The sequence below is a fragment of the Microthrixaceae bacterium genome (genome assembly GCA_016702505.1).
Lineage (GTDB): Bacteria > Actinomycetota > Acidimicrobiia > Acidimicrobiales > Iamiaceae > Aquihabitans.
Genome location: JADJDU010000009.1, coordinates 117,371 through 140,655 on the forward strand (window position 1 = coordinate 117,371; position 23,285 = coordinate 140,655).

Genomic DNA, 23,285 nt, shown 5'->3' on the forward strand with positions numbered 1-23,285 from the left:
TCAGACCAGTTCGATGCGGGCCATCGGGGCGTTGTCGCCGTGACGAGGACCGAGCTTGAGGATGCGGGTGTAGCCGCCGTTGCGGTCGGCGTAGCGGGGGCCGACCTCGTCGAACAGCTTGGCCGCGATCTCCTTGTCGTTCAGGTAGGCCACCACCTGGCGGTGGTTGTGCAGGCCGCCCTTCTTGGCCTTGGTGATCATCTTCTCGGCCACCGGGCGCAGCGCCTTGGCCTTGGCCTCGGTGGTCACGATGCCCTCGGCTGCGATCAGCGAAGACACCAGGTTGGCCATCATCAGGCGCTGGTGCGCCGAGTCTCCGCCGAAACGGCGGCCCTTCTTCGGGGTGGCTGGCATGTCACTCCATCCCGCGGAGCGCCAGGCCCCGCTCGTTCAGCTTCTCGATGACCTCGTCGAGGGACTTCTGGCCGAAGTTGGTGATGGCCAGCAGATCATCCTCGCTCTTGCGCAGCAGCTCACCGACGGTGTTCACCTGGGCGCGCTTGAGGCAGTTGCGGGGACGCTCGGAGAGATCGAGGTCTTCGATGGGGGTCTCGAGCTCGGGCGAGGCAGCCATGGCTGCGCTGGTCTCACCAAGTTCGAGGGTGGGCGGTTCGTCGCTCATCTCGGCAACCAGGGTGACCAGCTTGGCCAAGGTGTCGCCGGCCGAGGCCAGGGCGTCGCGGGGAGCGATGGAGCCGTCGGTCTCGACGTCGAGGATGAGGCGGTCGTAGTTGGTGTCCATCTCGACACGGGTGGGCTCCACCTGGAAGGTGACACGCCGCACCGGCGAGAAGATGGCGTCCACCGGGATCTCCCCGATGGTGTTGGAGCCCTTGTCACGATCGGCCGACAGGTAGCCGCGGCCGCGCTCGACGGTGAGGTCGAGAGCGAGACGGCCCTTCTCGTTGAGCGTGGCCAGGTGCTGACCGGTGTTGAGCACCTCGATGTCGGAGGTGGTCTGGATGTCTGCTCCAGTGACGTCAGCCGGGCCGCGCAGGTCGATGCGCAAGGTGACCGGCTCGTCGGAGGCGGACGTGAGCACCAGATCCTTGAGGTTCAAGATGATGTCGGTGACATCTTCTGTGACCCCGGTGATCGTGCCGAACTCGTGCAGAGCGTCGTCGAACCGGACCTTGGTGATGGCGGCGCCGGGAATCGACGACAGCAGCGTGCGGCGCAGCGAGTTGCCGAGCGTGTGGCCGAAGCCGGGCTCGAGCGGGCTGACCGAAAAACGCTGACGGTTGTTCTCCTCCTCGCCGACGGGCTCGACCGTGGGACGCTGAATGACCAGCATGTGAAGCCTTCCTCAGGGGGTTTCGGCGGGCGGTTACTTGGAGTACAGCTCGACGATGAGCTGTTCGCGCACGGGCACGTCGATCTGATCGCGGGTGGGCAGTTCACGCACCGTGACCTGGAACCCGTCGTCGCCGACCTCGATCCACGACGGCTTGATCCGGTCGAGGGTGTCGAGGTTGTGGCGGATCACGATCATCTGCCGGGACTTGTCCCGCAGTGAGATGACATCTCCCTTGCGGACGCGGTAGCTGGGGATGTCCACCCGGCGGCCGTTCACGTTGACCATGCCGTGGCCCACGAACTGGCGGGCCTGGGGCCGAGTGGCCGCCCAACCGGCGCGGAACACGATGTTGTCCAGTCGCTGCTCGAGCATGCGGAGCAGGTTCTCGCCGGTCACGCCCTTCTGGCGGCTGGCTTCCTTGTACAGGTTGGAGAACGGACGCTCGAGAACCCCGTAGATGTACTTGGCCTTCTGCTTCTCCTGAAGCTGGAGGAGGTACTCGGAGGGCTGGCGGCGACGGCTACGGCCGTGCTCACCCGGAGGGTAGGGACGCTTGTTGAGCGCCTTGGAACCCTTCTCGTTCTCGTAGATGTTGACGCCGAGGCGGCGCGAGATCTTGACCTTGGGGCCGGTGTAGCGAGCCATTTCGACCTCCGTCAGATCCGGCGCCGCTTGGGGGGGCGGCAGCCGTTGTGGGGCATTGGGGTCACGTCTTTGATGCCGGTGACCTCGATGCCGGTGTTCTGGATGGACCGGATTGCGGTCTCACGACCCGAACCCGGGCCCTTGACCAACACGTCTACCTTGCGCACGCCGTGCTCCATGGCACCGCGGGCTGCCTTCTCGGCGGCCATCTGCGCCGCGTACGGCGTGGACTTGCGGGAGCCCTTGAAGCCGACGTTGCCAGCCGACGCCCACGAGAGAACGTTGCCGGATTGGTCGGTGATGGACACGATGGTGTTGTTGAACGAGCTCTTGATGTGCGCCACCCCGTAGGTGACGTTCTTGCGCTCGCGCTTGCGGGGACGACGACCCCCGGGCTTGGGCTTGGCCATTACTTGCGAACCTTCTTCTTACCGGCGACCGTCTTCTTCGGGCCCTTGCGGGTCCGGGCATTGGTGTGGGTGCGCTGTCCTCGCACGGGCAGGCCCTTGCGGTGGCGCAGGCCCTGGTAGGAACCGATCTCCATCTTGCGCTTGATGTCCTGCTGGACCTCGCGCTTGAGATCACCTTCGACCTTGAGGTTCTGGTCGATGTAGGCGCGGATCTTGTTGATCTCCTCATCGGTGAGATCTCGGGTCCGGGTGCTCTCGCTGATCCCGGTGGCCTCGCAGATCTTCTCGGCCGTGCTGCGGCCGATGCCGAACACGTAGGTGAGGGAGATGACGAGCCGCTTCTCGCGGGGAATGTCGACGCCGGCGATGCGTGCCATGGTGTTAGCCCTGCCTCTGCTTGTGACGCGGGTTGGACGAGCAGATGACGTGGACCCGACCGTGACGGCGGATCACCTTGCAGTGCTCACAGATTGGTTTGACGCTGGGTTGGACCTTCATGGTGCCTTCGGTGTGGTGGTCTACCGGCTGCGGAAGAGCGGCCGGCTACTTGTAGCGGTAGGTGATCCGACCGCGGGAGAGGTCATAGGGGGTCAGCTCCACCTGGACCCTGTCTCCCGGCAGGATGCGGATGTAGTGCATGCGCATCTTTCCGGAGATGTGAGCCAGCACCTCGTGGCCGTTCTCGAGTTCCACGCGGAACATGGCGTTCTTCTGCGCCTCGAGCACGGTGCCTTCGAGGACGATGGCGTCTTCCTTGGGCTTGGGCAGGGGAGGATCTCCTGTTGAGACCGGGTACGGTACGGACCGAACGCGCGCCAAGGGCGCAAGGGCACGACGGGCCGAAAAGACATGCTAACGCGACCCGCCCACCGCTCCAAGTCCGCCCCTAGCACGTCGACCGTGCCGATGTCGGCACCCTGAGGCTGAATGTGACACATGGCTTCAGCCATGGCAACGGAGCAGGTCAGAGGATGTCTGCGCATGGTCATGGTCGGGTCAACACCTCGGGGCCATCCTCGGTGATGGCGATGGTGTGTTCTACGTGAGCGGCCCACGAACCATCGACGCTGACCACGCTCCAGTCGTCATCCAAGACATCGGTGGCCGGATCGCCCAGCACCAGCATCGGCTCGATTGCCAACACGTTGCCCACCCGCAGACGGGGCCCGGTGCGGCGGCGGCCCACGTTGGGCACGTTCGGAGACTCGTGCATGGCCCGGCCGATGGCATGTCCGGTGTACCCCTCGACCACGGCCATGCCCCCAGAGCGGGCCACCGACTCGACGGCATGTCCGATGTCGCCGAGGTGGTTGCCGGCCACCATCACCGCTATGGCCGCGTCGAGCGAATTCTCGGCCACCTCGATGAGACGCAGTGCCTCGGGTGCCACCTCACCCACCGCAGCGGTGAAGGCGGCATCCCCGTGCCAACCATCGACCACGGCACCGCAGTCGATCGAGATGATGTCTCCGTCTCTCAGTACGACGTCATCTGAGGGGATGCCGTGAACGACCATCGAGTTGGGCGAGGCACAGATCACCGCCGGGTAGCCGTGGTAGCCGAGAAAGTTGGATTCGGCACCGGCGTCGCGCAGCACGTCACGACCGATCCGGTCGAGAGCACCGGTGGAGATCCCTGGCGCGATGGCGGCGCGGATCTGGCGGTGCATCTCGGCCACGACCTGGCCAGCTCGTCGCATGACCGCGATCTCAGCCGGGGTGCGGACCGCGGCCGCCCGAGCGAACAACACCGGTGGTCAGCCGGCGCGTCGGGCGCTGATGCCCTCGACCACACGGTCGAAGACCTCGTCGGCCGAGCCCAGCCCGTCTACGTCAACCAGTTGGCCCGCTTCTGAGTAGAAGGCGACCAGCGGGAGGGTCTCGGCCGCGTAGAGCTCCAGACGCTTGCGTACGGCGTCCTCGGTGTCGTCGTCTCGCTGCACGACATCACCACCGTCGGTGTCACAGATCCAGTCCCTGGCCGGCGGCGAATCCACCGAGTAGATCCGCCCACAGGACCGACAAACCCGTCGCTTGGTGATCCGCTCGACCACTACGGCCTCGGGCACCTCCAGGTTCAGGACCACCTCGAGCGGGCCGTCGGCAGTGATCTCGGCCAAGGCTCGGGCCTGAGCCTCGGTGCGAGGGAAGCCGTCGAGGATGTATCCCCGGGACGTGGCATCAGCCTGATGGAGACGTTCGTGGACCACTCCGACCATGATCTCGTCGGATACGAGACCGCCGGCGTCCATCACTGCCTTCGCCTTGAGACCGAACTCCGTCCCGTCCTTGACGGCAGCGCGAAGCATGTCTCCGGTGGAGATGTGCGGTACGTCGTAGTGGTCGGCCAAGCGCACGGCCTGGGTCCCCTTGCCCGCACCCTGACGGCCGAGCAGCACGAGTCGGATTCCGTTGGACATCGGAGACCTACTTGGCCGACGCCTTGGCCTTGGTCTTGGCCTTGGCCCGGCTCTTGGAGTTGTCGAGGAAACCTTCGTAGTTGCGCATCATCAGTTGACCGTCGATCTGCTTGACCGTCTCGAGTGACACACCCACGGCGATCAGGATCGAGATGCCGAAGAATCCAAGGGACTGGCCGGCGGTGGAGTCGCCCATGGTCTTGCCCAAGATGAACGCTGGGACCAGGGCGATACCAGCCACGAACAGGGCACCGGGAAGGGTGATCCGGCTGAGGATCTTGGCCAGGTATCGCTCGGTCTGGTAGCCGGGGCGGATCCCGGGGATGAAGCCACCCTGCTTGCGGATCTGGTCGGCCTGCTTGTGGGGGTCGAACTGGATGGCCGTGTAGAAGTAGGCGAAGGCGACGATGAGGATGCCGTAGAAGGCCAGGTAGAACGGCGAGGTAGAGCGCACCAGGTGGTCGTTGATCCACCGTTGCACGCCAACAGCCCAGTTGTCGTCCTTGGCCGGAAGGATCTGAGACAGCATCACCGGCAGGTACAGAACCGAGCTGGCGAAGATGATCGAGATGACGCCGGCACCGTTGACCTTGAGCGGGATGTAGGTGCTCTGGCCGCCGAACATCTTGCGCCCAACCTGACGCTTGGCGAACTGCACCGGGATCCGGCGAACGCCCTGTTCGATGAACACGATGGCCACCAACAGAGCGGTGAACATGGCCACGACGCCCAACATGGCGACCGTGCCCTTCTCGGCGCGGACGGTACCGAAGTTGGCCGGGAGCCGGCTCACCACCGAGGCGAAGATCAGGATCGACATGCCGTTGCCGACACCGCGCTGGGTGATCACCTCGCCCAGCCACATGAGGAGGGCGAAGCCGGCGGTAAGCGTCATCACCACCAAGGCGAAACGGCCGAAGTTGTAGCTACCGGCGAACAGGTCCACCCCAAGGCCGCCACCGAAGGCGCCCTGGCCTCCGGTGTGGAACAGATAGGTGATGCCGGTTCCCTGGAGAAGGGCGATGGCCACACCCACATAGCGGGTCCACTGGGTGATCTTGCGTTGCCCGACCGCCCCTTGTTCCTGCCACTGCTCGAGTTTGGGGATTACCACCCCCAAGATCTGCATGATGATCGACGCCGTGATGTACGGCATGATCCCCAATGCGAAGATGGCGAACTGGGTGATGGCCCCACCCGAGAAGGTGGAGAGGAGGCCGAGCACGCCGCCCGACTCTGCCCTCAGCTCCAGGTCCTTGATGATCCCGAGGTTGATGCCCGGGACCGGAACGTGGGAACCGAACCGGTAGATCGCCACCACGAAGAGGGTGAAAAGGAGCTTGTTGCGCAGCTCCGGGATCTTGAAGACGTTGCGGAGGGTAGACACTCGCGCTCCTGGCCGGGGTGGCGGTGGGGTTTAGCGGTCAGCGGTTGGTGAACTGGTTGCCCTTGGCCGGCGGACGCCGGTCTCCCCACGGGAGAGGCAGGCGCTCAACGCTACCGCCAGCAGCGGTGATGGCTTCCTCGGCGGACTTCGAGAAGGCGTGAGCCTTGACGGTCACGGCCCGACTGATCTCGCCACGACCGAGAACCTTGACCAAGGCGGCCTTCCCGACCAGGCCCTTGTCATAGAGCGAACCAGGATCCACGGAATCAAGGCCGCTGGCCTCGAGCGTGTCGAGGTTGACGGCCTGGTACTCCACACGGAACGGGTTGGTGAAGCCCTTGAGCTTGGGAACCCGCATGTGCAGCGGCATCTGGCCACCTTCGAAGGCGGCGGGAATGGTGCCGCGCGCCTTTTGGCCCTTGGTGCCACGGCCGGCGGTCTTGCCGCCCTTGCCGGCGATGCCCCGACCGACCCGCTTGGAACGGCGGTTGGAGCCCGGGGCGGGCTGCAGGTCATGGACCTTCATCAGGAGGACACCTCTTCAACGTCGATCAGGTGCGGCACCTTGGCCAGCATCCCGCGGATCTCGGGACGGTCAGGCAGGGTGTTGGTCTTGCCGATCCGGCCCAGACCAAGGGCGCGCAGGGTGCCGCGCTGCTTGGGCTTGGAGCCGATGGCCGAACGGGTCTGGGTGACCTTCAGGTCTGCCACGTCACTTCACCTCTTCCACTACGAGCGGTCCACGCTCGCTCTCCCGATAGGCCTCGAGCAGGCCCTTGGGAACGAACTCTTCGGGGGCCAGACCCCGCAGGCGAGCGACCTCATCGGGCCGCTGGAGGGCCTGGAGCCCGGCGATGGTGGCCCGCGCCACGTTGATGTGGTTGGCCGAACCGAGCGACTTGCAAAGCACGTCGTGGATGCCGGCCTCTTCGAGGATGGCGCGGGCGGCGCCACCGGCGATCACACCGGTACCGGGGGCGGCCGGCTTGAGCATGACCCGCCCGGCACCCATCACACCGATGACGGGGTGGGTGATGGTGGAGCCGGCCAGGGGAACCGAGAAGAGGTTCTTGCGAGCCTCTTCGGTTCCCTTCTGAATGGCCAGCGGGACCTCTTTGGCCTTGCCGTAGCCGAGACCGACCCGACCAGCGCCGTCGCCGATCACCACCAGAGCGGTGAAGGAGAACCGACGACCGCCCTTGACCACCTTGGCCACACGGTTGATGTTGATGACGCGCGACTCGCGGAGCTGGGCGTCGTTGTTGTTCGTAGCCATCAGAACTCCAGTCCACCTTCGCGGGCGGCGTCGGCGAGCGCCTTGATGCGCCCGTGGTAGAGGTTGCCGCCGCGGTCGAACACCACGGCATCGATGCCGGCGGCCTTGGCCCGTTCGGCCAGGCGGGTACCGACCTTGGTGGCGGCATCTACGTTGCCACCGCTGGTCTTCAGGTCGGCCTCGTGGGTGGAGGCGGCAGCCAGGGTCCGACCGGAACGGTCGTCGATGATCTGGGCAGAGATGTGCTTGTTGGATCGAAAGACAGCCAGGCGGGGACGTTCGGCCGTGCCCCGGACCTTCTTGCGAACCCGACGGTGACGACGGATCCGTGCTTCTCTCTTCTGCTTGGCGGAATAGCTCATTGGATCAGCCTCTACTTCCCGGACTTGCCGGCCTTGCGGGCGACATGCTCACCGAGGTAGCGCACACCCTTGCCCTTGTAGGGCTCGGGCTTGCGCAGCTTGCGGATGTCGGCGGCCACCTGGCCCACGACCTCCTTGTCGGTGCCCTTCACCGCGATGCGGTTGGGGGCGGGCACGTCGAAGGTGATGCCCTGGGGGGCCTTCACCTCGATGGGGTGGCTGTAGCCCAGGGCCAGATCGATGGCGTCGCTGCCCTTGGCGGTGGCGCGGTAGCCCACACCGATGATCTCCAGCTCCTTGGTGAAGCCATCGGTGACACCGACGACCATGTTGTTCACCAGGGAACGGACGAGACCGTGCATGGCACGGGTCTGACGCTCGTCGTCGGGACGTTCGACCAGCAGGGTGTCGCCCTCCTGACGGAGGGTGATGGTGCCGGGCAGGTCGCGCTCGAGCGTGCCCTTGGGGCCCTTGACGGTCACCCGACGGTCGACGACGGAGATGTCGACACCACCGGGAACCGTGATTGGGGATTTACCGATACGAGACATTGGGTGCTCCTACCAGACGAAGCACAGGACCTCGCCGCCCACGTTGCGCTTGCGCGCTTCGCGGTCGGTCATGAGACCCTGGCTGGTCGAGACGACGGCGACACCCAGCCCACCGAGGACCCGGGGGACCTCGCTGGCGGCCTTGTACACGCGGAGGCCGGGCTTGGACACCCGCCGCAGGCCGGAGATGGTCCGGGCCCGCTCGGGCGAGTACTTCATGGTGACGGTGAGGGTGCTGCCGGGGCGATCGCCGTTGGCGGCCACCTTGTAGTCCTCGATGTAGCCCTCCTTCTTCAGGATGCCGGCAAGGGCTTCCTTCTGCTTGGAGGACGGCATGAGCACCTCATCGTGCATCGCCGTGTTGGCGTTGCGGATGCGGGTCAGCATGTCGGCGATGGGGTCGGTCATGGTCATGTCAGGCCCTCCTCACCAGCTCGCCTTGGTGACACCGGGGATCTCGCCAGCGTGGACCATGTCCCGCAGGCAGACCCGGCACAGTTGGAACTTGCGGTACACCGAGTGCGGACGACCGCACTTCTGGCACCGGGTGTAGGCCCGAACCTTGAACTTGGGCTTGCGGTTGGCCTTGTTGATGAGTGCTTTCTTGGCCATTAGGAGTTCTGCCCCTCACGCTTGAACGGGAAACCGAAGGCGTCCAGAAGCGCCTTGCCCTCGGCATTGGTACGGGCGGTGGTCACGATGGTGATGTCCATGCCTCGGGTCTGGTCGATCTTGTCGTAGTCGATCTCGGGAAAGATCAACTGTTCGGTCACACCGAAGGTGTAGTTGCCGCGGCCGTCGAAGCTGTTCGCCGGCAGGCCCCGGAAGTCTCGGATGCGGGGAATCGCCAGGGCGATCAACCGGTCGAGGAACTCCCACATGCGGTCTCCCCGCAGGGTGACCTTGGCGCCGATGGCGTTGCCCTCACGGAGCTTGAACGAGGCGATGGACTTGCGGGCCCGGGTGATCTGGGGCTTCTGGCCGGCGATCAGGGTCAGGTCGCGCACCGCGTTCTCCAGGAGCGAGGCCTGCGCTACTGCGCCGCCCACACCCATGTTGATCACGATCTTCTCGAGGCGGGGAACCTCCATGATGTTGCCCAGGCCGAGGTCGGCCTTGAGCTGGTCACGGATCTGGTCGTTGTACCGCGTCTTGAGGCGGGGGATGTCGGTTGCCGTGCTCATGACAGCTCTGCTCCCGTCCGCTTGCACACGCGGACCTTCTTGCCGTCGACGACCTTGTAACCCACGCGGGTTGGCTTGCCGTCGGACGGGCTGATCACCGCCACGTTGCTGACGTCGATCGGCTTGTCGATCTCGATGATCCCGCCGGCCTCGGTGGCCGAGCGGGCCTTGCGATGGCGCTTGGCGGTGTTGACGCCCTCCACCACGACCTTGCCCTCGCGGGGCATGGCCGACTGGACCACACCTTCCTTGCCCTTGTCCTTGCCGGACAGGACGACGACACGGTCACCCTTCTTGATCTTGAGGCCGCTCATGTCAGAGCACCTCCGGGGCCAGCGAGACGATCCGCATGAACTTGCGGTCACGCAGCTCACGGCCGACGGGGCCGAAAATGCGGGTACCGCGGGGAAGCTGCTGGTCGTTGATCAGCACCGCGGCGTTCTCGTCGAAGCGGATGTAGGAACCGTCGGGCCGACGCTTCTCCTTCTTGGTGCGCACGACCACGCACTTGACCACGTCGCCCTTCTTGACGCCAGCACCAGGGGTGGCGTCCTTGACAGTTGCGACGATGATGTCGCCGATCGAGGCGTAGCGACGACGTGAGCCGCCCAGCACCTTGATGCAGAGGATCTCCTTGGCGCCGCTGTTGTCGGCCACCCGAAGACGGGTCTCCTGCTGGATCACTTTGCACGCTCCAGGATCTCCACGATCCGCCACCGCTTCAGCTTGGACAGCGGACGGGTCTCTTGCACCCGGACCCGGTCTCCCACGTTGAGGGTGTTCTCCTCGTCATGGACGTACAGGCGTGTGGTGCGGGCCATGGTCTTGTGGTACCGCGGGTGGGGCTTGCGGGTGGTGACGGTGACGACCGCGGTCTTGTCCATGCCGCTGGAGGTGACCAGCCCTTCACGGATCTTGCGGGCGTTCTCACGCACCTCGCCGGTGGTTTCGTCTGCCATCAGACCTTCTCCTCCTGGGCGAGAGCCTCAGCGGCCTCGATCTCACGGGCCCGCAGCTCGGTCTCGTAGCGGGCGATCTCCTTGCGGGCCGTGCGCATGGCGGCGGTGTTCTCGAGCACGCCGGTGGCGTGCTGGATCCGCAGCTTGAACAGCCGGTCCTTCTCCTCGGCAAGGCGCTCCACGATGGTGGAGGTGTCGAGGTCTGAAGCGGTGGTCTTGGTAGCCATCAGAACGACTCCTGCCGGGTCACGAACTTGGCCTTCACCGGCAGCTTCTGGATGGCCCGCTCAATGGCGGCCCTGGCGATCTCGGGGTCGTGGTAGGTGAGCTCGAAGAGCACACGACCGGGCTTGACCACCGCCACCCACCGCTCCGGGTTGCCTTTGCCCGAGCCCATGCGAGTCTCGGCCGGCTTCTCGGTGATGGGCTTGTCGGGGAAGACGTTGATCCACACCTTGCCGCCACGCTTGATGTGACGGGTCATGGCGATACGGGCGGCTTCGATCTGACGGGCTGAGATCCAGCCCGGCTCGAGAGCCTGGATCCCGTAGTCACCGTGGGTGACTCGGGTTCCGCCGGAGGCTGCTCCGGTGAGACGACCGCGGTGCTGCTTGCGGTGCTTGACCTTCCTGGGCATCAACATGATCAGTCACCATCCCCGGGACGGAAGTGGGGGGTCTCGTGGTGGTCGCGCACCGAGCGCTCGATCGCTTCTTCTTCTTCGAGGAGCTTCTCGATCTCGGGGTCGGCCTCCTGGACCAAGGGCTTGGCTTCGGTGTCGGTGTCTACCGAAGCGGGATCGACCGGGGTGGCCTCAGCGCGGCGACGGCTGGACGACACGACCTTGGCCGGGCGAGCATCGCCCGACGTCTCACCCACGGCCATGGCCGCCTCACGGGTGATCTTGTCTTCGGCCTGGGACTTGTAGGGCAGGATGTCGCCCTTGTAGATCCATACCTTCACGCCGATCCGGCCCGCGGTGGTACGGGCCTCACGGAAGCCGTAGTCGATGTCGGCGCGCAGCGTGTGCAACGGCACCCGACCTTCTCGGTACCACTCGGTCCGAGACATCTCAGAGCCGCCGAGGCGACCAGAGCACTGCACACGGATGCCGAGGGCTCCCGCCTTCTGGGCGTTCTGCACAGCACGCTTCATGGCCCTGCGGAAGGCGACACGGCCAGCGAGCTGGTCGGCAACACCCTGGGCGATCAACGCAGCATCGAGTTCGGGCTGCTTGATCTCTTGGATGTTGAGCTGCACCTTGTTGTTGCCGGTGATCTCGGTGAGCTGGGTACGGATGCGATCGGCCTCGGCACCTCGGCGACCGATCACGATCCCGGGACGGGCGGTATGCACGTCTACCCGGAGACGGTCACGGGTGCGCTCCACCTCGACACGGCTGATGGCGGCGTGGGGAAGCGAGCTCATCAGCAGGTCGCGGATCTTCCAGTCCTCGATGATGAACTTGCCGTAGTCCTTGCGGTCGGCGAACCAACGCGACTTCCAGTCGGTGGTGATGCCCAGGCGGAAGCCGTAGGGGTTGACCTTCTGGCCCATCAGTCTTCCTTCTCTTCGGTCTCGGCGGTCTCGGTGGCGGCGGCCTCTTCGGTCACCTCGGTCACCTCGGCGTCGGCCTCAGCGGTGACCTCTTCGACCACGTCGGTTGCGACCTGATCGTGATCGTGATCGTGATCGTGATCGTGATCGTGATCGTGATCGTGGTCCTGGGCCGCCTTCGACTTGGCCACACGGGCCCGGCGGGAGGCCCGACCGGCGGTGCCTGCACCGGAGCGACCGCTGCGGGCCACTCGGGCCTCACGGATGCGGAGCTGCTCGGCGGTGCCACGGCTGACGATGATCGTGATGTGGCAGGTGCGCTTGCGGATGCGGGTGGCCCGGCCACGGGCACGGGGGCGCCAACGCTTGAGGGTCGGGCCCTCGTCGGCGTAGCAGGCCGAGACGTAGAGGGCCTCGGGATCCTGGCCGTCGTTGTTGGTGGCGTTCGCCACTGCAGAGGCCAGGGCCTTGCGGATGATGATGGCGATGTCCCGCTCCACGAACTGGAGGATCTCGTCGGCCTCGGCCACGTGCTTGCCCCGGATGAGGTCGAGGACCTCGCGGGCCTTGTAGGCCGACACTCGCACGTAGCGGACCTGGGCCCGGGTACCCGGGCGCTCGTTGGTCTTGTAGATGGTTGCGCCCTTGCGGGTCTCACGGACCCCGGCGATCTGCTTACCGCTGACAGCCATGCTCAGCGCCTCCCTCGGGCGTTCTTCTCCTGCCCGGCGTGGAACTTGAACGTCCGGGTCGGGGCGAACTCACCGAGCTTGTGGCCGACCATCGACTCGGTGACGTACACCGGGACGTGCTTGCGGCCGTCGTGGACGGCGATGGTGTGACCCACCATGTCGGGGATGATGGTGGACCGGCGCGACCAGGTCTTGATGACCTTCTTCTCGCTGGCTGCGTTCAGGGCGTCGACCTTCTTGAGCAGATGGTCGTCGACGAACGGGCCCTTCTTGAGTGAACGAGGCATCTCGGACTCCTGGCCTTACCGACGTGAGCCGCGGGTGCGGCGACGACGGACGATGAGCTTCTGGGACGGCTTGGACTTGTCTCGGGTACGACCCTCGGGTTGACCCCAAGGCGACACCGGATGGCGACCACCGGAGGTCTTGCCCTCGCCACCACCGTGGGGGTGGTCGACGGGGTTCATGGCCACACCACGGGTCTGGGGGCGAACGCCCTTCCAGCGGTTGCGGCCGGCCTTGCCGATCTTGATCAGCTCGGCCTCGGCGTTGCCGACCTCACCAATGGTTGCCCGGCAGTCGATCGGAACACGTCGCATCTCGGTGCTGGGAAGGCGAAGGGTGGCGTAGTCGCCTTCCTTCGCCACGAGCTGGACGCTGGCCCCGGCGGAACGAGCCATGCGGCCACCGCCACCGGGCTTGAGCTCCACGTTGTGGATGGTGGTACCCACGGGGATGTAGCGCATGGGCAGGGCATTGCCGGGACGGATCTCGGCACCCTGACCGTTCTGGATTCGGTCACCCACCTTCACGTTCTTGGGGGCGAGGATGTAGCGCTTCTCGCCATCCAAGAAGTGCAGCAGGGCGATGCGGCAGTTCCGGTTGGGGTCGTACTCGATGGAGGCGACCTTGGCCGGCACGCCATCCTTGTTACGACGGAAGTCGATGATCCGGTACTGCTGCTTGTGGCCGCCGCCCTTGTGGCGAGCGGTCTTGCGGCCATAGGAGTTACGGCCACCGGTGCCCGACTTGGGGGCGAGCAGTGACTTCTCGGGCGTGGTCGTGGTGATCTCGGAGAAGTCCGAGACGGTCTGGAACCGACGACCGGGGCTGGTGGGCTTGCGCTTGCGGAGTGCCATCGCCGTCAGTCCTTGAAGATGTCGATCGAGTCGCCCTCGGCCACGGTGACGATCGCCCGCTTGCGATCGGGGCGGCTGCCGGCCTTGCCGGTGCGACGGTTGCGGGTGGTCTTGCCCTTGCGGTTCAGCGTGTTCACCGAGACGACCTTCACGCTGAAGATCTCCTCGATGGCACTGCGGATCTCGGGCTTGGCGGCGCCGGGGTGAACCTCGAACGTGTAGACGTTGGATTCGATGAGCGCGTAGCTCTTCTCCGACACCACGGGGCGGATGATGATGTCCCGGGGGTCCTTCACTGGGCTGCCTCCTCGGTGGCGGCGGGAGCCGACGTGGGCAGGGTGGCCTGGGTGAACACGACGAAGTCGTTCACCAAGACGTCGTAGGCGTTGAGCTCACGGGCGGCGATGATCTGAACCTCGGGGAGGTTGCGGAACGACCGGGCGGCCACCGCGTCGGCGTCGGCCAGAACGACCAGGACCCGACCTTCGGTACCGAGGGAGGCCAGAGCAGCCTTGGCCGCCTTGGTGCTCGGTGTGTCACCGAAATCCCAGGAGTCGACCACGAGGACCTTTGAGTCTGCGGCCCGATCTGAAAGAGCCGAGCGCAGGGCCAGCTTGACCATCTTCTTGGGGGTCCGCTGGGTGTACTTGCGGGGCTTGGGGCCGAGGGCGACACCACCACCGGTCCAGATCGGTGAGCGGCTGGAGCCGGCACGGGCCCGACCGGTGCCCTTCTGTGCCCACGGCTTGGAACCGCCGCCGCTCACCTCGGCCCGAGTCTTGGTGGACTGGGTGCCGGCCCGACGGGCGGCGAGCTGAGCGGTGACCACCTGGGCCATGACCGAGACGTTGGGCTCAAGCCCGAACACGGCCGGATCGAGATCGGCCTTGACGACGCTGACCATCACTTCCCGCCCTTCACAGCGTTGCGGATGAGGACGAGCCCGCCCTTGGGGCCGGGAACGGCACCCTTGACGAGCAACAGGTTGCGTTCGGCGTCAGCCGAAACCACCGTGAGGTTCTGGGTGGTGACCTTGTCTCCACCCATGCGGCCGGCCATGCGGGTTCCCTTGAACACTCGGGCCGGGGTGGCGCACTGGCCGATAGAGCCAGGGGCACGGTGCACCCGATGGGCGCCGTGGCTGGCCCGCTGACCGGCGAAGCCGTGGCGCTTCATGGCGCCAGCGAAGCCCTTGCCCTTGGAAACGGCGGTGACGTCGATGCGGTCACCGTCGGCCAGCTCGGCCACGGTGATCTCCTGGCCGACCTCATAGCCGGTGACGTCATCGAGACGGAGCTCGACCAGCTTCACGCCCGGCTCGACTCCGGCCTTGGCGTACTGGCCAGCGACCGGCTTGGTGAGCTTGGAGGCCTTCTTGGACCCGAAGGTGACCTGCAGGGCGCTATAGCCGTCGTTCTCGGGGGTGCGGATCTGCACCACCCGGAGCGGCTCGACCTGCAGGACGGTGACCGGGATCATCCGGTTCTGGTCGTCCCAGATCTGTGTCATGCCGACCTTCTGGCCGACGATTGCCTTGGTTGCCATGTGCGTCTTCCTGTCGCGGAGGAACGGGGGCCGTTCACGCGGACGCTCCGCACGGGATCTCTCCCGGCGGAGCGCCAGTTCGGTTGTGCCGTGGGGTCCCCGGCGGACCGGGCCGTCACGGACGTCGGTTGCGGGCCGAAGCCCGACACCAGCCACCAGATCGGGAGACCCGGCGGCACGAGTTGCAAACTCTAGCTTCCCCTTCGATGCGGCACCAATTCCAGTGACCACACGGGGGCGGAGCCCCGTCCGATCCTCGAGCGAAAGCGAGAGCCCGATCGGACAGAACCAGACATCGGCCCGGCGAAGCCGGACCAAGCCCTTCCGGGGGCACACGGGGGCAGCGCCCCCGTGTGACGCCCCGTGCGTTACTGGATCTTGATCTCGATGTCCACGCCGGCGGGGAGGTCGAGGCGCTGGAGCGAATCGACGGTCTTGGGCGTGGGGTCCACGATGTCGAGCAGGCGCTTGTGGACGCGCATCTCGAAGTGCTCGCGGGAGTCCTTGTACTTGTGGGGCGAGCGGATCACCGTGTAGCGGTGCTTCTCGGTGGGAAGCGGGATCGGCCCACGCACCGAGGCGCCGGTGCGGACCACTGTCTCGGTGATCTTCTTGGTGGACTGGTCGATCACCTCGTGGTCGTAGGCCTTCAGCCGGATCCGGATCTTCTGCGTCGCGGCCATGGGGCCACCTCCTGGTCTCGAACCCGCTACGGGGGATCAACCTGTCAAGGATCAACCCCGAGGATGTGTCCCCAGGGGACGACCTTTCTAGCCGAACCCGCCGGAGCGCAGCCAATCCAACGGTCCACATGCATCCCCGTCTGATCGATTCTTGGGCAGGATCTGGTCGCCGTGCGACCGATCCATGCCCAAGAACGGGGGCTTCGGTCGTGCCTGAAGCTTCTTGGGCCGGATCTGGTCGCCGTGCGACCAATCCTGCCCAAGAAGCGGCAAAACGAAGGGAGGCCCGGTCGGAACTGACCGGACCTCCCTTCGTTTGTCTCTTGCCCGCTGGTCCGGGCTTGGGAGGAAGCTCCCGGTATTGCTACTTGATGATCTTGGTCACCCGACCAGCACCCACGGTACGGCCACCCTCACGGATAGCAAACCGCAGACCCTCATCCATGGCGATCGGAGCGATCAACTCAACCGTCATCTGAGTGTTGTCACCAGGCATGCACATCTCAGTGCCCTCAGGCAACGTGATCGTGCCGGTCACATCAGTGGTCCGGAAGAAGAACTGCGGACGGTAGTTCGCGAAGAACGGCTTGTGACGACCACCCTCCTCCTTGGTCAACACATACACCTCACCTTCGAAGTTCGTGTGAGGAGTAATGCTGCCCGGCTTGCACAACACCTGACCGCGCTCAACCTCTTCCTTCTTCGTACCACGAAGAAGCGCACCGATGTTGTCACCAGCCTGACCCTCATCGAGCAACTTGCGGAACATCTCCACACCAGTACAGGTGGTCTTCTGCGTGGCCTTGATACCCACGATCTCCACCTCATCACCAGTGTGGATCTGACCCTGCTCGACCTTGCCGGTCACCACAGTTCCACGACCAGTGATCGAGAACACATCCTCGATCGGCATCAAGAACGGCTTGTCGATATCACGAACCGGCTCAGGAACAAAGCTGTCCACCTGGTTCATCAACTCCAACACCTGAGCCGCCGCATCCGCGTCACCCTCAAGCGCCTTCAACGCCGAAACCCGCACCACAGGAGTGTCATCACCAGGGAACTCGTACTCAGACAGAAGCTCACGCACCTCCATCTCCACCAGCTCCAACAACTCCTCATCATCAACCATGTCGCACTTGTTCAACGCGACCACGATCGAGGGCACACCCACCTGACGAGCCAACAACACATGCTCACGCGTCTGCGGCATCGGACCATCAGTGGCCGCCACCACCAAAATCGCCCCATCCACCTGAGCCGCACCCGTGATCATGTTCTTGATGTAGTCAGCGTGACCCGGCATATCCACATGCGCGTAATGACGGTTCGCCGTCTCATACTCCACATGGGAAATGTTGATCGTGATACCACGCTGCCGCTCCTCAGGAGCCTTGTCGATCATGTCGAACGGCGTGAACGCCGTCGTCGGATCCGCATCATGCAACGTCTTGGTAATCGCCGCCGTCAACGTGGTCTTACCATGGTCAATATGCCCCATGGTCCCAATGTTCAGGTGCGGCTTATTGCGCTCGAACTTTTCCTTGCCCATGGCGTTGACCCTGGAGCCTTTCTATGTTGATGGTTGTTGTGGTTTGAGACTGCTAGCTACTCGCCTCGAACCCGGGCCACGATCTCCTCTTGGAGGTTGCCCGGCATCTGCTGGTAGCTGTCGAACTGCATGGTGTACACGGCGCGGCCCTGGGTGCGAGACCGGAGATCGGTGGCGTAGCCGAACATCTCCGACAGCGGCACCTCGGCCCTGACGACCTGGGCGTTGCCCCGCTGCTCCATGCCGCCGACCTTGCCACGGCGGGAGGAGAGGTCGCCCATGACATCACCCATGTACTCCTCGGGGGTGACGACCTCGACCGCCATGATGGGCTCGAGCAGGACCGGCTTGCCCTTGCGAGCCGCCTCCTTGAACGCCATGGTGCCGGCGATCTTGAACGCCATCTCCGATGAGTCGACGTCGTGGAACGAGCCGTCGACCAAGGTGGCCTTGATGTCCACCACCGGGTATCCGGCGATGATGCCCGAGGCCAGCGAGGCTTGGATGCCCTGGTCCACCGGTCCGATGTACTCCTTGGGGATGCGACCGCCGGTGATCTGGTCGCTGAAGGAGTAGCCCTCGCCCGGCTCAGCCGGGTACAGGGCGATGATCACGTCGGCGAATTGGCCCGAACCACCCGTCTGCTTCTTGTGGGTGTAGCGGTAGTTCTCGACGGGGGCGGTGATGGTCTCGCGGTAGGCGACCTGGGGCTTGCCGACGGTGGCGTCGACGTTGAACTCCCGCAGCATGCGGTCGACGATCACCTCGAGGTGAAGCTCGCCCATCCCCGAGATCAGGGTCTGACCGGTCTCCTCGTCGGACTTGACCTGGAAGGTCGGGTCCTCTTCAGACAGGGAGTAGAGGGCCTTGCCCATCTTGTCCTGGTCGTTCTTGGTCTTGGGCTCCACCGCCACCTGGATGACCGGCTCGGGGAACTCCAGGTTCTCCAGCACGATGGCGTCCTTCTCATCGGAGAGGGTGTCACCGGTGCGGGTGTTCTTGAGGCCGATGCCGGCCACGATGTCGCCAGCCTCGACGAACTCCAGGTCCTCACGGTTGTTGGCGTGCATCAGCAGCAGTCGTCCGACGCGCTCCTTCTGCCCCGTGCGGCTGTTGAGGACGCTGTCGCCCTTGTTCAAGCGACCGGAGTAGACCCGGAAGTAGGTGAGCTTGCCGTGAGGATCAGCCACGATCTTGAAGGCGAGAGCCGAGAAGGGCTCCTTCACGTCGGCCTTGCGCTCGATCTCGGCGCCGCCCTTGAGGGCCTCACCCCGCACCGGAGGCAGGTCGAGCGGGGACGGCAGGTAGTCGACCACGGCGTCGAGCAGGGGCTGCACGCCCTTGTTCTTGAAGGCAGTGCCGGTGAGGATCGGGACGATCTCGTTGGCGATGGTGGCGCGCCGCAGGGCCGAGCGCAGCTCCTCCTCGGTGATCTCCTCGTCGCCGAGGAACTTCTCGAGGATGGCGTCGTCGTGGTGGGTGATGGTGTCGATGAGCTCCTGGCGGTACTCGTCGGCCTGGTCCTGCATGTCGGCGGGAATGTCGACGATGTCGTACTTGGCGCCGAGCTCTTCGCCCGTCCACACGATGGCCTTCATGCGCACCAAGTCGACCACGCCCTGGAAGTCACCTTCGATGCCGATCGGGATCTGCAAGATGGCGATGTTCTCGGTGAGGCGATCCTTGATGGAAGCCACGGCCTTGTAGAAGTCGGCACCGGTGCGGTCCAGCTTGTTGACGAAGCACATGCGCGGGACGCCGTACTTGTCGGCCTGGCGCCACACGGTCTCGGTCTGGGGCTCGACGCCAGCCACACCGTCGAACACGGCTACAGCACCGTCGAGCACGCGCAGCGAACGCTCGACCTCAACGGTGAAGTCGACGTGGCCGGGGGTGTCGATGATGTTGATGCGGTGGTCACGCCAGAACGTGGTGGTGGCCGCCGAGGTGATGGTGATGCCGCGCTCCTGCTCCTGGACCATGTGGTCCATGGTGGCGGCACCCTCGTGGACCTCACCGATCTTGTAGGTCTTGCCGGTGTAGTAGAGGATCCGCTCGGTGGTGGTGGTCTTGCCCGCGTCGATGTGGGCCATGATCCCGATGTTGCGGTAGCGGTCGATCGGAACGACTTCAGGCATCTCTGTGTCTCGGTTCGGTGAGGGGGTTTACAGGTTGAGCGGTTACATGCCACGACCGGGCCCCGCTGTTGCGGACCCGGTCGAGGGAGGGGCTGCCGGTTTGGAGGCGCCCCATCGGTGGAGTTGTGGGTGGCCCCTACCAGCGGTAGTGGGCGAAGGCCTTGTTGGACTCGGCCATCTTGTGAAGGTCTTCACGGCGCTTGGCCGAGGCGCCGACACCGTTGCTGGCGTCGAGGATCTCGTTGGCCAAACGCTCGGCCATGGTCTTCTCCCGACGCTGACGGGAGTAGCCGACCAGCCAACGGACGGCGAGGGTGTTGGCCCGACGGGGCTTGACCTCGACCGGCACCTGGTAGGTGGCGCCACCGACGCGACGGCTGCGAACCTCGAGCTGGGGCTTGATGTTCTCTACGGCCTTCTTGAGGATCGACACCGGATCGTCGGTGCCGGCCTTGTCGGCCACGATGTCGAGAGCGCTGTAGACGATGCGCTCAGCGGTGGAGCGCTTGCCGCGCTGCAACACCTTGTTCACGATCTGGGTGACCACGACCGACCGGTAGATCGGGTCGGGCATGAGCTCGCGGCGGGGGGCGGGACCCTTGCGGGGCATGGTCAGCCTTCCTTCTTGGCGCCGTAGCGGCTACGGGCCTGCTTGCGGTCCTTCACACCCGAGGTGTCGAGGGTGCCGCGGATGATCTTGTAGCGGACGCCGGGGAGGTCCTTCACACGGCCACCACGGACCAGCACGATGGAGTGCTCCTGGAGGTTGTGACCCTCGCCAGGGATGTAGGCCGTCACCTCGACGCCGCTGGAGAGGCGAACACGAGCCACCTTGCGCAGTGCCGAGTTCGGCTTCTTGGGGGTGTTCGTGTACACGCGGGTGCAGACGCCACGACGCTGCGGCGCGCCCTTCAGGGCCGGCGTCTTGCCCTTGGTGGGCTTGTCCTGGCGGCCCTTGCGGACCAACTGCTGGATGGTGGGCACGAACGAACCTCTCGAAGCGTCTGACTGGGGCTCACGCGCGAGACATCCGTCTCTGAGCCGGAGGGACATGCTATGAGGATCGGACGCCGGACCGCAAAATCCGCCTGAGACGGCTCACGGGAACTGGCTGCGGCATGATGTGCGCACCTCCTCGACCCTTGCCTCGCTGCACCTAGTGGACGAAGGCCCAGGCTGGATGGGCATGCCGACGAACCAAGCGGACCATCCATCTTTGCAATACCCTTCAGGGCACGCGATCCGCGGGTGAACTCCAAGGCCCGCTGGGAGGCAGACATGTCCGAAGACCAAGTAGTTTGAGGTGAACGAACGGTCTGGCCCCTCCGTCACGGGTGCTGCTCCCAACTCGCACCGGCCCCGGAAAGCTTGGCGGCGAACGGTCACGGTGGCCACAGCGCTCATGACGATCGCCCTCGGGGCTGGGAGCTAGTGGACAGCGATCTGGACGGTGTCGCCGATGCCTTCGAGATCCAGAAGGGCTGGGATCCCGACAATGCCGATCAGGACGAAGACGGAATCACCGACGGCGTTCAGGACAGCGATGGTGATGGTCTGACCGACTGGCTCGAGCTCGGTTTGGGCACAGACGCCACCGACCCCACCGACCCAGACGGGAACGATCCCGACGGTGACGACTTGCCCACCTGGATCGAGGCCCTCGTCGACACCAATCCCAACGATGCCGACAGCGACAACGGTGGCGACACCGACGGCTACGAGATCAACGCTGGGACCAATCCACGCAATACCTGGGATGACACGCAGTTCACCAGAGACGACGACAACGACCGCCTGAGCTTTCTCTCTGAGTCCTTCCACCGATCAGATCCCAACGATCCCGACACCGACGACGACGGCCTCGACGACGGCATCGAGGTCCTCTGGTATGGCACCAGCCCAGTCTTCGCCGACACCGACGGGGACCTCCTCAGCGACGGGGCTGAGGTCCGCGTTCACCAAACCAATCCGCTGAAGACAGATACCGACGGTGCCGGCATTCGCGACGGCTATGAGATCGTCAACGGAACCAACCCGAACGACCCGTCCGACGACGTCTACACAGTGGGCGCCGACACCGATGGCGACGGCTTGACCGACGATGCCGAGCTCAGCACCCACCTCACCAACCCTCTCGACGCCGACACCGACGACGATGGGCTGTCAGACAGCACCGAGGTCAATCGCACCCCAGCCACAAACCCGCTCCTGGCCGACACGGACCACGGCGGCGACTCCGACGGGCTGGAGGTCGCCAACGGCACCGACCCGACCTACCGGTACGACGACTCCTACTGGACGGCCGATCCGGACAGCGACGGCCTGACCAACTATGACGAGATCATCTACATACCGGGAGCGCTGGCCAAGTGGGGCCTCCAGAACGTCTACCCAACCGACCCGAACGACCCCGACAGCGACGATGACGGCATCATCGACAGCGAAGATCTACCAACGGCTCCCTGGTGGTGCGGGGTCATAAAGCCCTGCCCCATCCCCTAGACGAACTTGACCGAGGCGCCGCCCGGGGGGTAGCCGTCAGGCGTTGGTGACTGCTGGCGCGAGCTGACCGGTGGACTCCAGATCAGCGACATGGGCTTCGGCTCGGTCTATCAGGTCGGGTCGGGCGCCCCAGCCCGCCAACAGATCACGCTGGAGGATTGGGGCCAGCCGACGGCCGTCGAAGGCTCGAGGGTTGAGCGAAGCCAGGTTGGCGGTGAGCAGAACACCGGTGAGGGCGGCGGCCCAGCGAATTACCACATCCATTGGGTCCTGGAGACGGATGGCGTCTACCGCCCCGGCCGCCACAACCTCGCCCGCTGCCTCGGCCAGCAAAGCCAAGGCAGCGGGGGCGGCCCGATGGAACTCCTCGGGCGGAACGCTCTGTTCGGTTTCTCCGATGAGCGCATGCAGGAAGCGGGACTCGTGGGGCAGGGTCTCGGCGCTGGCGATCCAGAATCGGCCGAACACCATGAGTCGGGCCACGGCCTCGGCCCGGGGCTCGTGCCAATCGGCCAGGATCGCTCGGCTCCGGTCGCGGGTCTGGTGGTAGGAGGCCGTGAGCCGCTCGATCGACTCCCGCTGGAGCTCGGCGACCAGTGCTCCCTTTGATGGAAAGTAGGTGTACACGGTTCCGACCGCGGCATCGGTGGCCTCGGCCAGGCGTTGCATGGTGAGGGCAGGGATCCCTTCTCGGCCGGCGATGTCGAGACCGGCGTCGAGGTAGGCCCTCTGGCGTTCACGACGGTTGCGAGCTCGCCGTCCCTCCCCTGGCACCTCCGCAACTTCGGTCATGAGCGGAAACCTACCCAACGACCAGCCAATGCCGAGCCCCAAAGGAGGCGAGCCATCCGGCGAGCCGACCCATGAGCACGGCATGGTTGAACCGAGGCAACGCCTCGGTCTGATCAGCCTCACAGCGACGACGACCAGATCCACCCGCTAGGACCCTGAACGCGAGCGAGGCACCCTCGAGGGGTGCCTCACTCG

The 23,285-nt window shown here is 65.2% G+C and carries 36 protein-coding genes and 1 pseudogene; 1 reads left to right on the plus strand and 36 read right to left on the minus strand.

Features of this window, described 5'->3' with window-relative positions; all coding sequences use genetic code 11:
• The 35 genes and pseudogenes from rplQ to IPG97_10490 form a co-directional block, all read right to left on the minus strand.
• Positions 1–354, minus strand: a complete 354-nt coding sequence (rplQ, locus tag IPG97_10320) for a 50S ribosomal protein L17 (protein ID MBK6856917.1) — start codon at positions 352–354, stop codon at positions 1–3.
• A gap of 1 nt (position 355) precedes the next feature.
• Positions 356–1,294, minus strand: coding sequence for a DNA-directed RNA polymerase subunit alpha (locus tag IPG97_10325; protein MBK6856918.1), 939 nt, complete (start codon positions 1,292–1,294; stop codon positions 356–358).
• Positions 1,295–1,327: 33 nt separating this feature from the next.
• Positions 1,328–1,942, minus strand: coding sequence for a 30S ribosomal protein S4 (rpsD, locus tag IPG97_10330; GenBank protein ID MBK6856919.1), 615 nt, complete (start codon positions 1,940–1,942; stop codon positions 1,328–1,330).
• Between the two features lie 11 nt (positions 1,943–1,953).
• Positions 1,954–2,352, minus strand: coding sequence for a 30S ribosomal protein S11 (rpsK, locus tag IPG97_10335; GenBank protein ID MBK6856920.1), 399 nt, complete (start codon positions 2,350–2,352; stop codon positions 1,954–1,956).
• On the minus strand, positions 2,352–2,729 hold the full coding sequence (rpsM, locus tag IPG97_10340) for a 30S ribosomal protein S13 (protein MBK6856921.1): 378 nt from the start codon (positions 2,727–2,729) through the stop codon (positions 2,352–2,354). The genes rpsK and rpsM overlap by 1 nt, the downstream gene beginning before the upstream one ends.
• 4 nt (positions 2,730–2,733) lie before the next feature.
• The gene (gene rpmJ / locus IPG97_10345) at positions 2,734–2,850 is read right to left on the minus strand and encodes a 50S ribosomal protein L36 (GenBank protein MBK6856922.1); all 117 of its coding nucleotides are present in this window, start codon (positions 2,848–2,850) and stop codon (positions 2,734–2,736) included.
• A 45-nt stretch (positions 2,851–2,895) separates the two neighbouring features.
• Entirely contained in the window at positions 2,896–3,120 is a 225-nt protein-coding gene (gene infA, locus IPG97_10350) for a translation initiation factor IF-1 (GenBank protein MBK6856923.1), read from the minus strand.
• 217 nt (positions 3,121–3,337) lie between these two features.
• Positions 3,338–4,051, minus strand: a complete 714-nt coding sequence (map, locus tag IPG97_10355; protein ID MBK6856924.1) for a type I methionyl aminopeptidase — start codon at positions 4,049–4,051, stop codon at positions 3,338–3,340.
• A 57-nt stretch (positions 4,052–4,108) separates the two neighbouring features.
• On the minus strand, positions 4,109–4,759 hold the full coding sequence (locus tag IPG97_10360) for an adenylate kinase (protein ID MBK6856925.1): 651 nt from the start codon (positions 4,757–4,759) through the stop codon (positions 4,109–4,111).
• Between the two features lie 19 nt (positions 4,760–4,778).
• Entirely contained in the window at positions 4,779–6,158 is a 1,380-nt protein-coding gene (gene secY, locus IPG97_10365) for a preprotein translocase subunit SecY (GenBank protein ID MBK6856926.1), read from the minus strand.
• A 37-nt stretch (positions 6,159–6,195) separates the two neighbouring features.
• Positions 6,196–6,684 carry a 50S ribosomal protein L15 gene (gene rplO / locus IPG97_10370; protein ID MBK6856927.1) on the minus strand — a complete coding sequence of 163 codons (489 nt, stop codon included), beginning with the start codon at positions 6,682–6,684 and terminating at the stop codon, positions 6,196–6,198.
• On the minus strand, positions 6,684–6,869 hold the full coding sequence (gene rpmD / locus IPG97_10375; GenBank protein MBK6856928.1) for a 50S ribosomal protein L30: 186 nt from the start codon (positions 6,867–6,869) through the stop codon (positions 6,684–6,686). Before rpmD ends, rplO begins: the two co-directional genes overlap by 1 nt.
• Position 6,870: 1 nt before the next feature.
• Complete coding sequence (rpsE, locus tag IPG97_10380; GenBank protein MBK6856929.1) at positions 6,871–7,434, minus strand: 30S ribosomal protein S5; 564 nt, start codon at positions 7,432–7,434, stop codon at positions 6,871–6,873.
• On the minus strand, positions 7,434–7,796 hold the full coding sequence (rplR, locus tag IPG97_10385; GenBank protein ID MBK6856930.1) for a 50S ribosomal protein L18: 363 nt from the start codon (positions 7,794–7,796) through the stop codon (positions 7,434–7,436). Before rplR ends, rpsE begins: the two co-directional genes overlap by 1 nt.
• An 11-nt stretch (positions 7,797–7,807) precedes the next feature.
• Positions 7,808–8,347, minus strand: coding sequence for a 50S ribosomal protein L6 (gene rplF / locus IPG97_10390; GenBank protein MBK6856931.1), 540 nt, complete (start codon positions 8,345–8,347; stop codon positions 7,808–7,810).
• A gap of 9 nt (positions 8,348–8,356) precedes the next feature.
• A complete protein-coding gene (rpsH, locus tag IPG97_10395) occupies positions 8,357–8,761 on the minus strand; it encodes a 30S ribosomal protein S8 (GenBank protein ID MBK6856932.1) in 405 nt (134 codons plus the stop codon).
• A gap of 12 nt (positions 8,762–8,773) precedes the next feature.
• Positions 8,774–8,959, minus strand: coding sequence for a type Z 30S ribosomal protein S14 (locus tag IPG97_10400; protein ID MBK6856933.1), 186 nt, complete (start codon positions 8,957–8,959; stop codon positions 8,774–8,776).
• On the minus strand, positions 8,959–9,531 hold the full coding sequence (rplE, locus tag IPG97_10405; protein MBK6856934.1) for a 50S ribosomal protein L5: 573 nt from the start codon (positions 9,529–9,531) through the stop codon (positions 8,959–8,961). The genes IPG97_10400 and rplE overlap by 1 nt, the downstream gene beginning before the upstream one ends.
• On the minus strand, positions 9,528–9,845 hold the full coding sequence (gene rplX / locus IPG97_10410) for a 50S ribosomal protein L24 (GenBank protein ID MBK6856935.1): 318 nt from the start codon (positions 9,843–9,845) through the stop codon (positions 9,528–9,530). Before rplX ends, rplE begins: the two co-directional genes overlap by 4 nt.
• 1 nt (position 9,846) lies before the next feature.
• On the minus strand, positions 9,847–10,215 hold the full coding sequence (rplN, locus tag IPG97_10415) for a 50S ribosomal protein L14 (protein ID MBK6856936.1): 369 nt from the start codon (positions 10,213–10,215) through the stop codon (positions 9,847–9,849).
• The gene (gene rpsQ / locus IPG97_10420; GenBank protein MBK6856937.1) at positions 10,212–10,490 is read right to left on the minus strand and encodes a 30S ribosomal protein S17; all 279 of its coding nucleotides are present in this window, start codon (positions 10,488–10,490) and stop codon (positions 10,212–10,214) included. The genes rplN and rpsQ overlap by 4 nt, the downstream gene beginning before the upstream one ends.
• A complete protein-coding gene (gene rpmC, locus IPG97_10425) occupies positions 10,490–10,717 on the minus strand; it encodes a 50S ribosomal protein L29 (protein MBK6856938.1) in 228 nt (75 codons plus the stop codon). Before rpmC ends, rpsQ begins: the two co-directional genes overlap by 1 nt.
• Positions 10,717–11,133, minus strand: a complete 417-nt coding sequence (gene rplP / locus IPG97_10430; GenBank protein ID MBK6856939.1) for a 50S ribosomal protein L16 — start codon at positions 11,131–11,133, stop codon at positions 10,717–10,719. Before rplP ends, rpmC begins: the two co-directional genes overlap by 1 nt.
• 2 nt (positions 11,134–11,135) lie before the next feature.
• Entirely contained in the window at positions 11,136–12,047 is a 912-nt protein-coding gene (gene rpsC, locus IPG97_10435) for a 30S ribosomal protein S3 (GenBank protein ID MBK6856940.1), read from the minus strand.
• 78 nt (positions 12,048–12,125) lie between these two features.
• Positions 12,126–12,739: pseudogene (gene rplV, locus IPG97_10440) on the minus strand (50S ribosomal protein L22).
• Positions 12,740–12,741: 2 nt separating this feature from the next.
• Positions 12,742–13,026: a 30S ribosomal protein S19 gene (gene rpsS / locus IPG97_10445; GenBank protein MBK6856941.1), complete on the minus strand. Its 285-nt coding sequence runs from the start codon at positions 13,024–13,026 to the stop codon at positions 12,742–12,744.
• A 15-nt stretch (positions 13,027–13,041) separates the two neighbouring features.
• Positions 13,042–13,878, minus strand: a complete 837-nt coding sequence (gene rplB, locus IPG97_10450) for a 50S ribosomal protein L2 (protein ID MBK6856942.1) — start codon at positions 13,876–13,878, stop codon at positions 13,042–13,044.
• Positions 13,879–13,883: 5 nt separating this feature from the next.
• Positions 13,884–14,174: a 50S ribosomal protein L23 gene (gene rplW, locus IPG97_10455; protein ID MBK6856943.1), complete on the minus strand. Its 291-nt coding sequence runs from the start codon at positions 14,172–14,174 to the stop codon at positions 13,884–13,886.
• Complete coding sequence (gene rplD / locus IPG97_10460) at positions 14,171–14,782, minus strand: 50S ribosomal protein L4 (GenBank protein ID MBK6856944.1); 612 nt, start codon at positions 14,780–14,782, stop codon at positions 14,171–14,173. Before rplD ends, rplW begins: the two co-directional genes overlap by 4 nt.
• Complete coding sequence (rplC, locus tag IPG97_10465) at positions 14,782–15,423, minus strand: 50S ribosomal protein L3 (GenBank protein ID MBK6856945.1); 642 nt, start codon at positions 15,421–15,423, stop codon at positions 14,782–14,784. Before rplC ends, rplD begins: the two co-directional genes overlap by 1 nt.
• Before the next feature lie 368 nt (positions 15,424–15,791).
• Complete coding sequence (gene rpsJ, locus IPG97_10470; GenBank protein ID MBK6856946.1) at positions 15,792–16,106, minus strand: 30S ribosomal protein S10; 315 nt, start codon at positions 16,104–16,106, stop codon at positions 15,792–15,794.
• Between the two features lie 364 nt (positions 16,107–16,470).
• On the minus strand, positions 16,471–17,658 hold the full coding sequence (gene tuf / locus IPG97_10475) for an elongation factor Tu (GenBank protein ID MBK6856947.1): 1,188 nt from the start codon (positions 17,656–17,658) through the stop codon (positions 16,471–16,473).
• 56 nt (positions 17,659–17,714) lie between these two features.
• Complete coding sequence (fusA, locus tag IPG97_10480) at positions 17,715–19,796, minus strand: elongation factor G (GenBank protein MBK6856948.1); 2,082 nt, start codon at positions 19,794–19,796, stop codon at positions 17,715–17,717.
• A gap of 136 nt (positions 19,797–19,932) precedes the next feature.
• Complete coding sequence (gene rpsG / locus IPG97_10485; GenBank protein MBK6856949.1) at positions 19,933–20,406, minus strand: 30S ribosomal protein S7; 474 nt, start codon at positions 20,404–20,406, stop codon at positions 19,933–19,935.
• Between the two features lie 2 nt (positions 20,407–20,408).
• Entirely contained in the window at positions 20,409–20,780 is a 372-nt protein-coding gene (locus IPG97_10490) for a 30S ribosomal protein S12 (GenBank protein ID MBK6856950.1), read from the minus strand.
• A gap of 447 nt (positions 20,781–21,227) precedes the next feature.
• On the opposite strand from IPG97_10490, the gene IPG97_10495 reads away from it, so the two are divergent.
• Positions 21,228–22,298 carry a hypothetical protein gene (locus IPG97_10495; GenBank protein ID MBK6856951.1) on the plus strand — a complete coding sequence of 357 codons (1,071 nt, stop codon included), beginning with the start codon at positions 21,228–21,230 and terminating at the stop codon, positions 22,296–22,298.
• 36 nt (positions 22,299–22,334) lie between these two features.
• Here the strand turns inward: IPG97_10495 and IPG97_10500 are convergent, their stop codons facing one another.
• Positions 22,335–23,090 (minus strand): helix-turn-helix transcriptional regulator, encoded by a 756-nt coding sequence (locus IPG97_10500; protein MBK6856952.1) that lies wholly within the window; start codon positions 23,088–23,090, stop codon positions 22,335–22,337.
• Positions 23,091–23,285 lie beyond the last annotated feature (195 nt).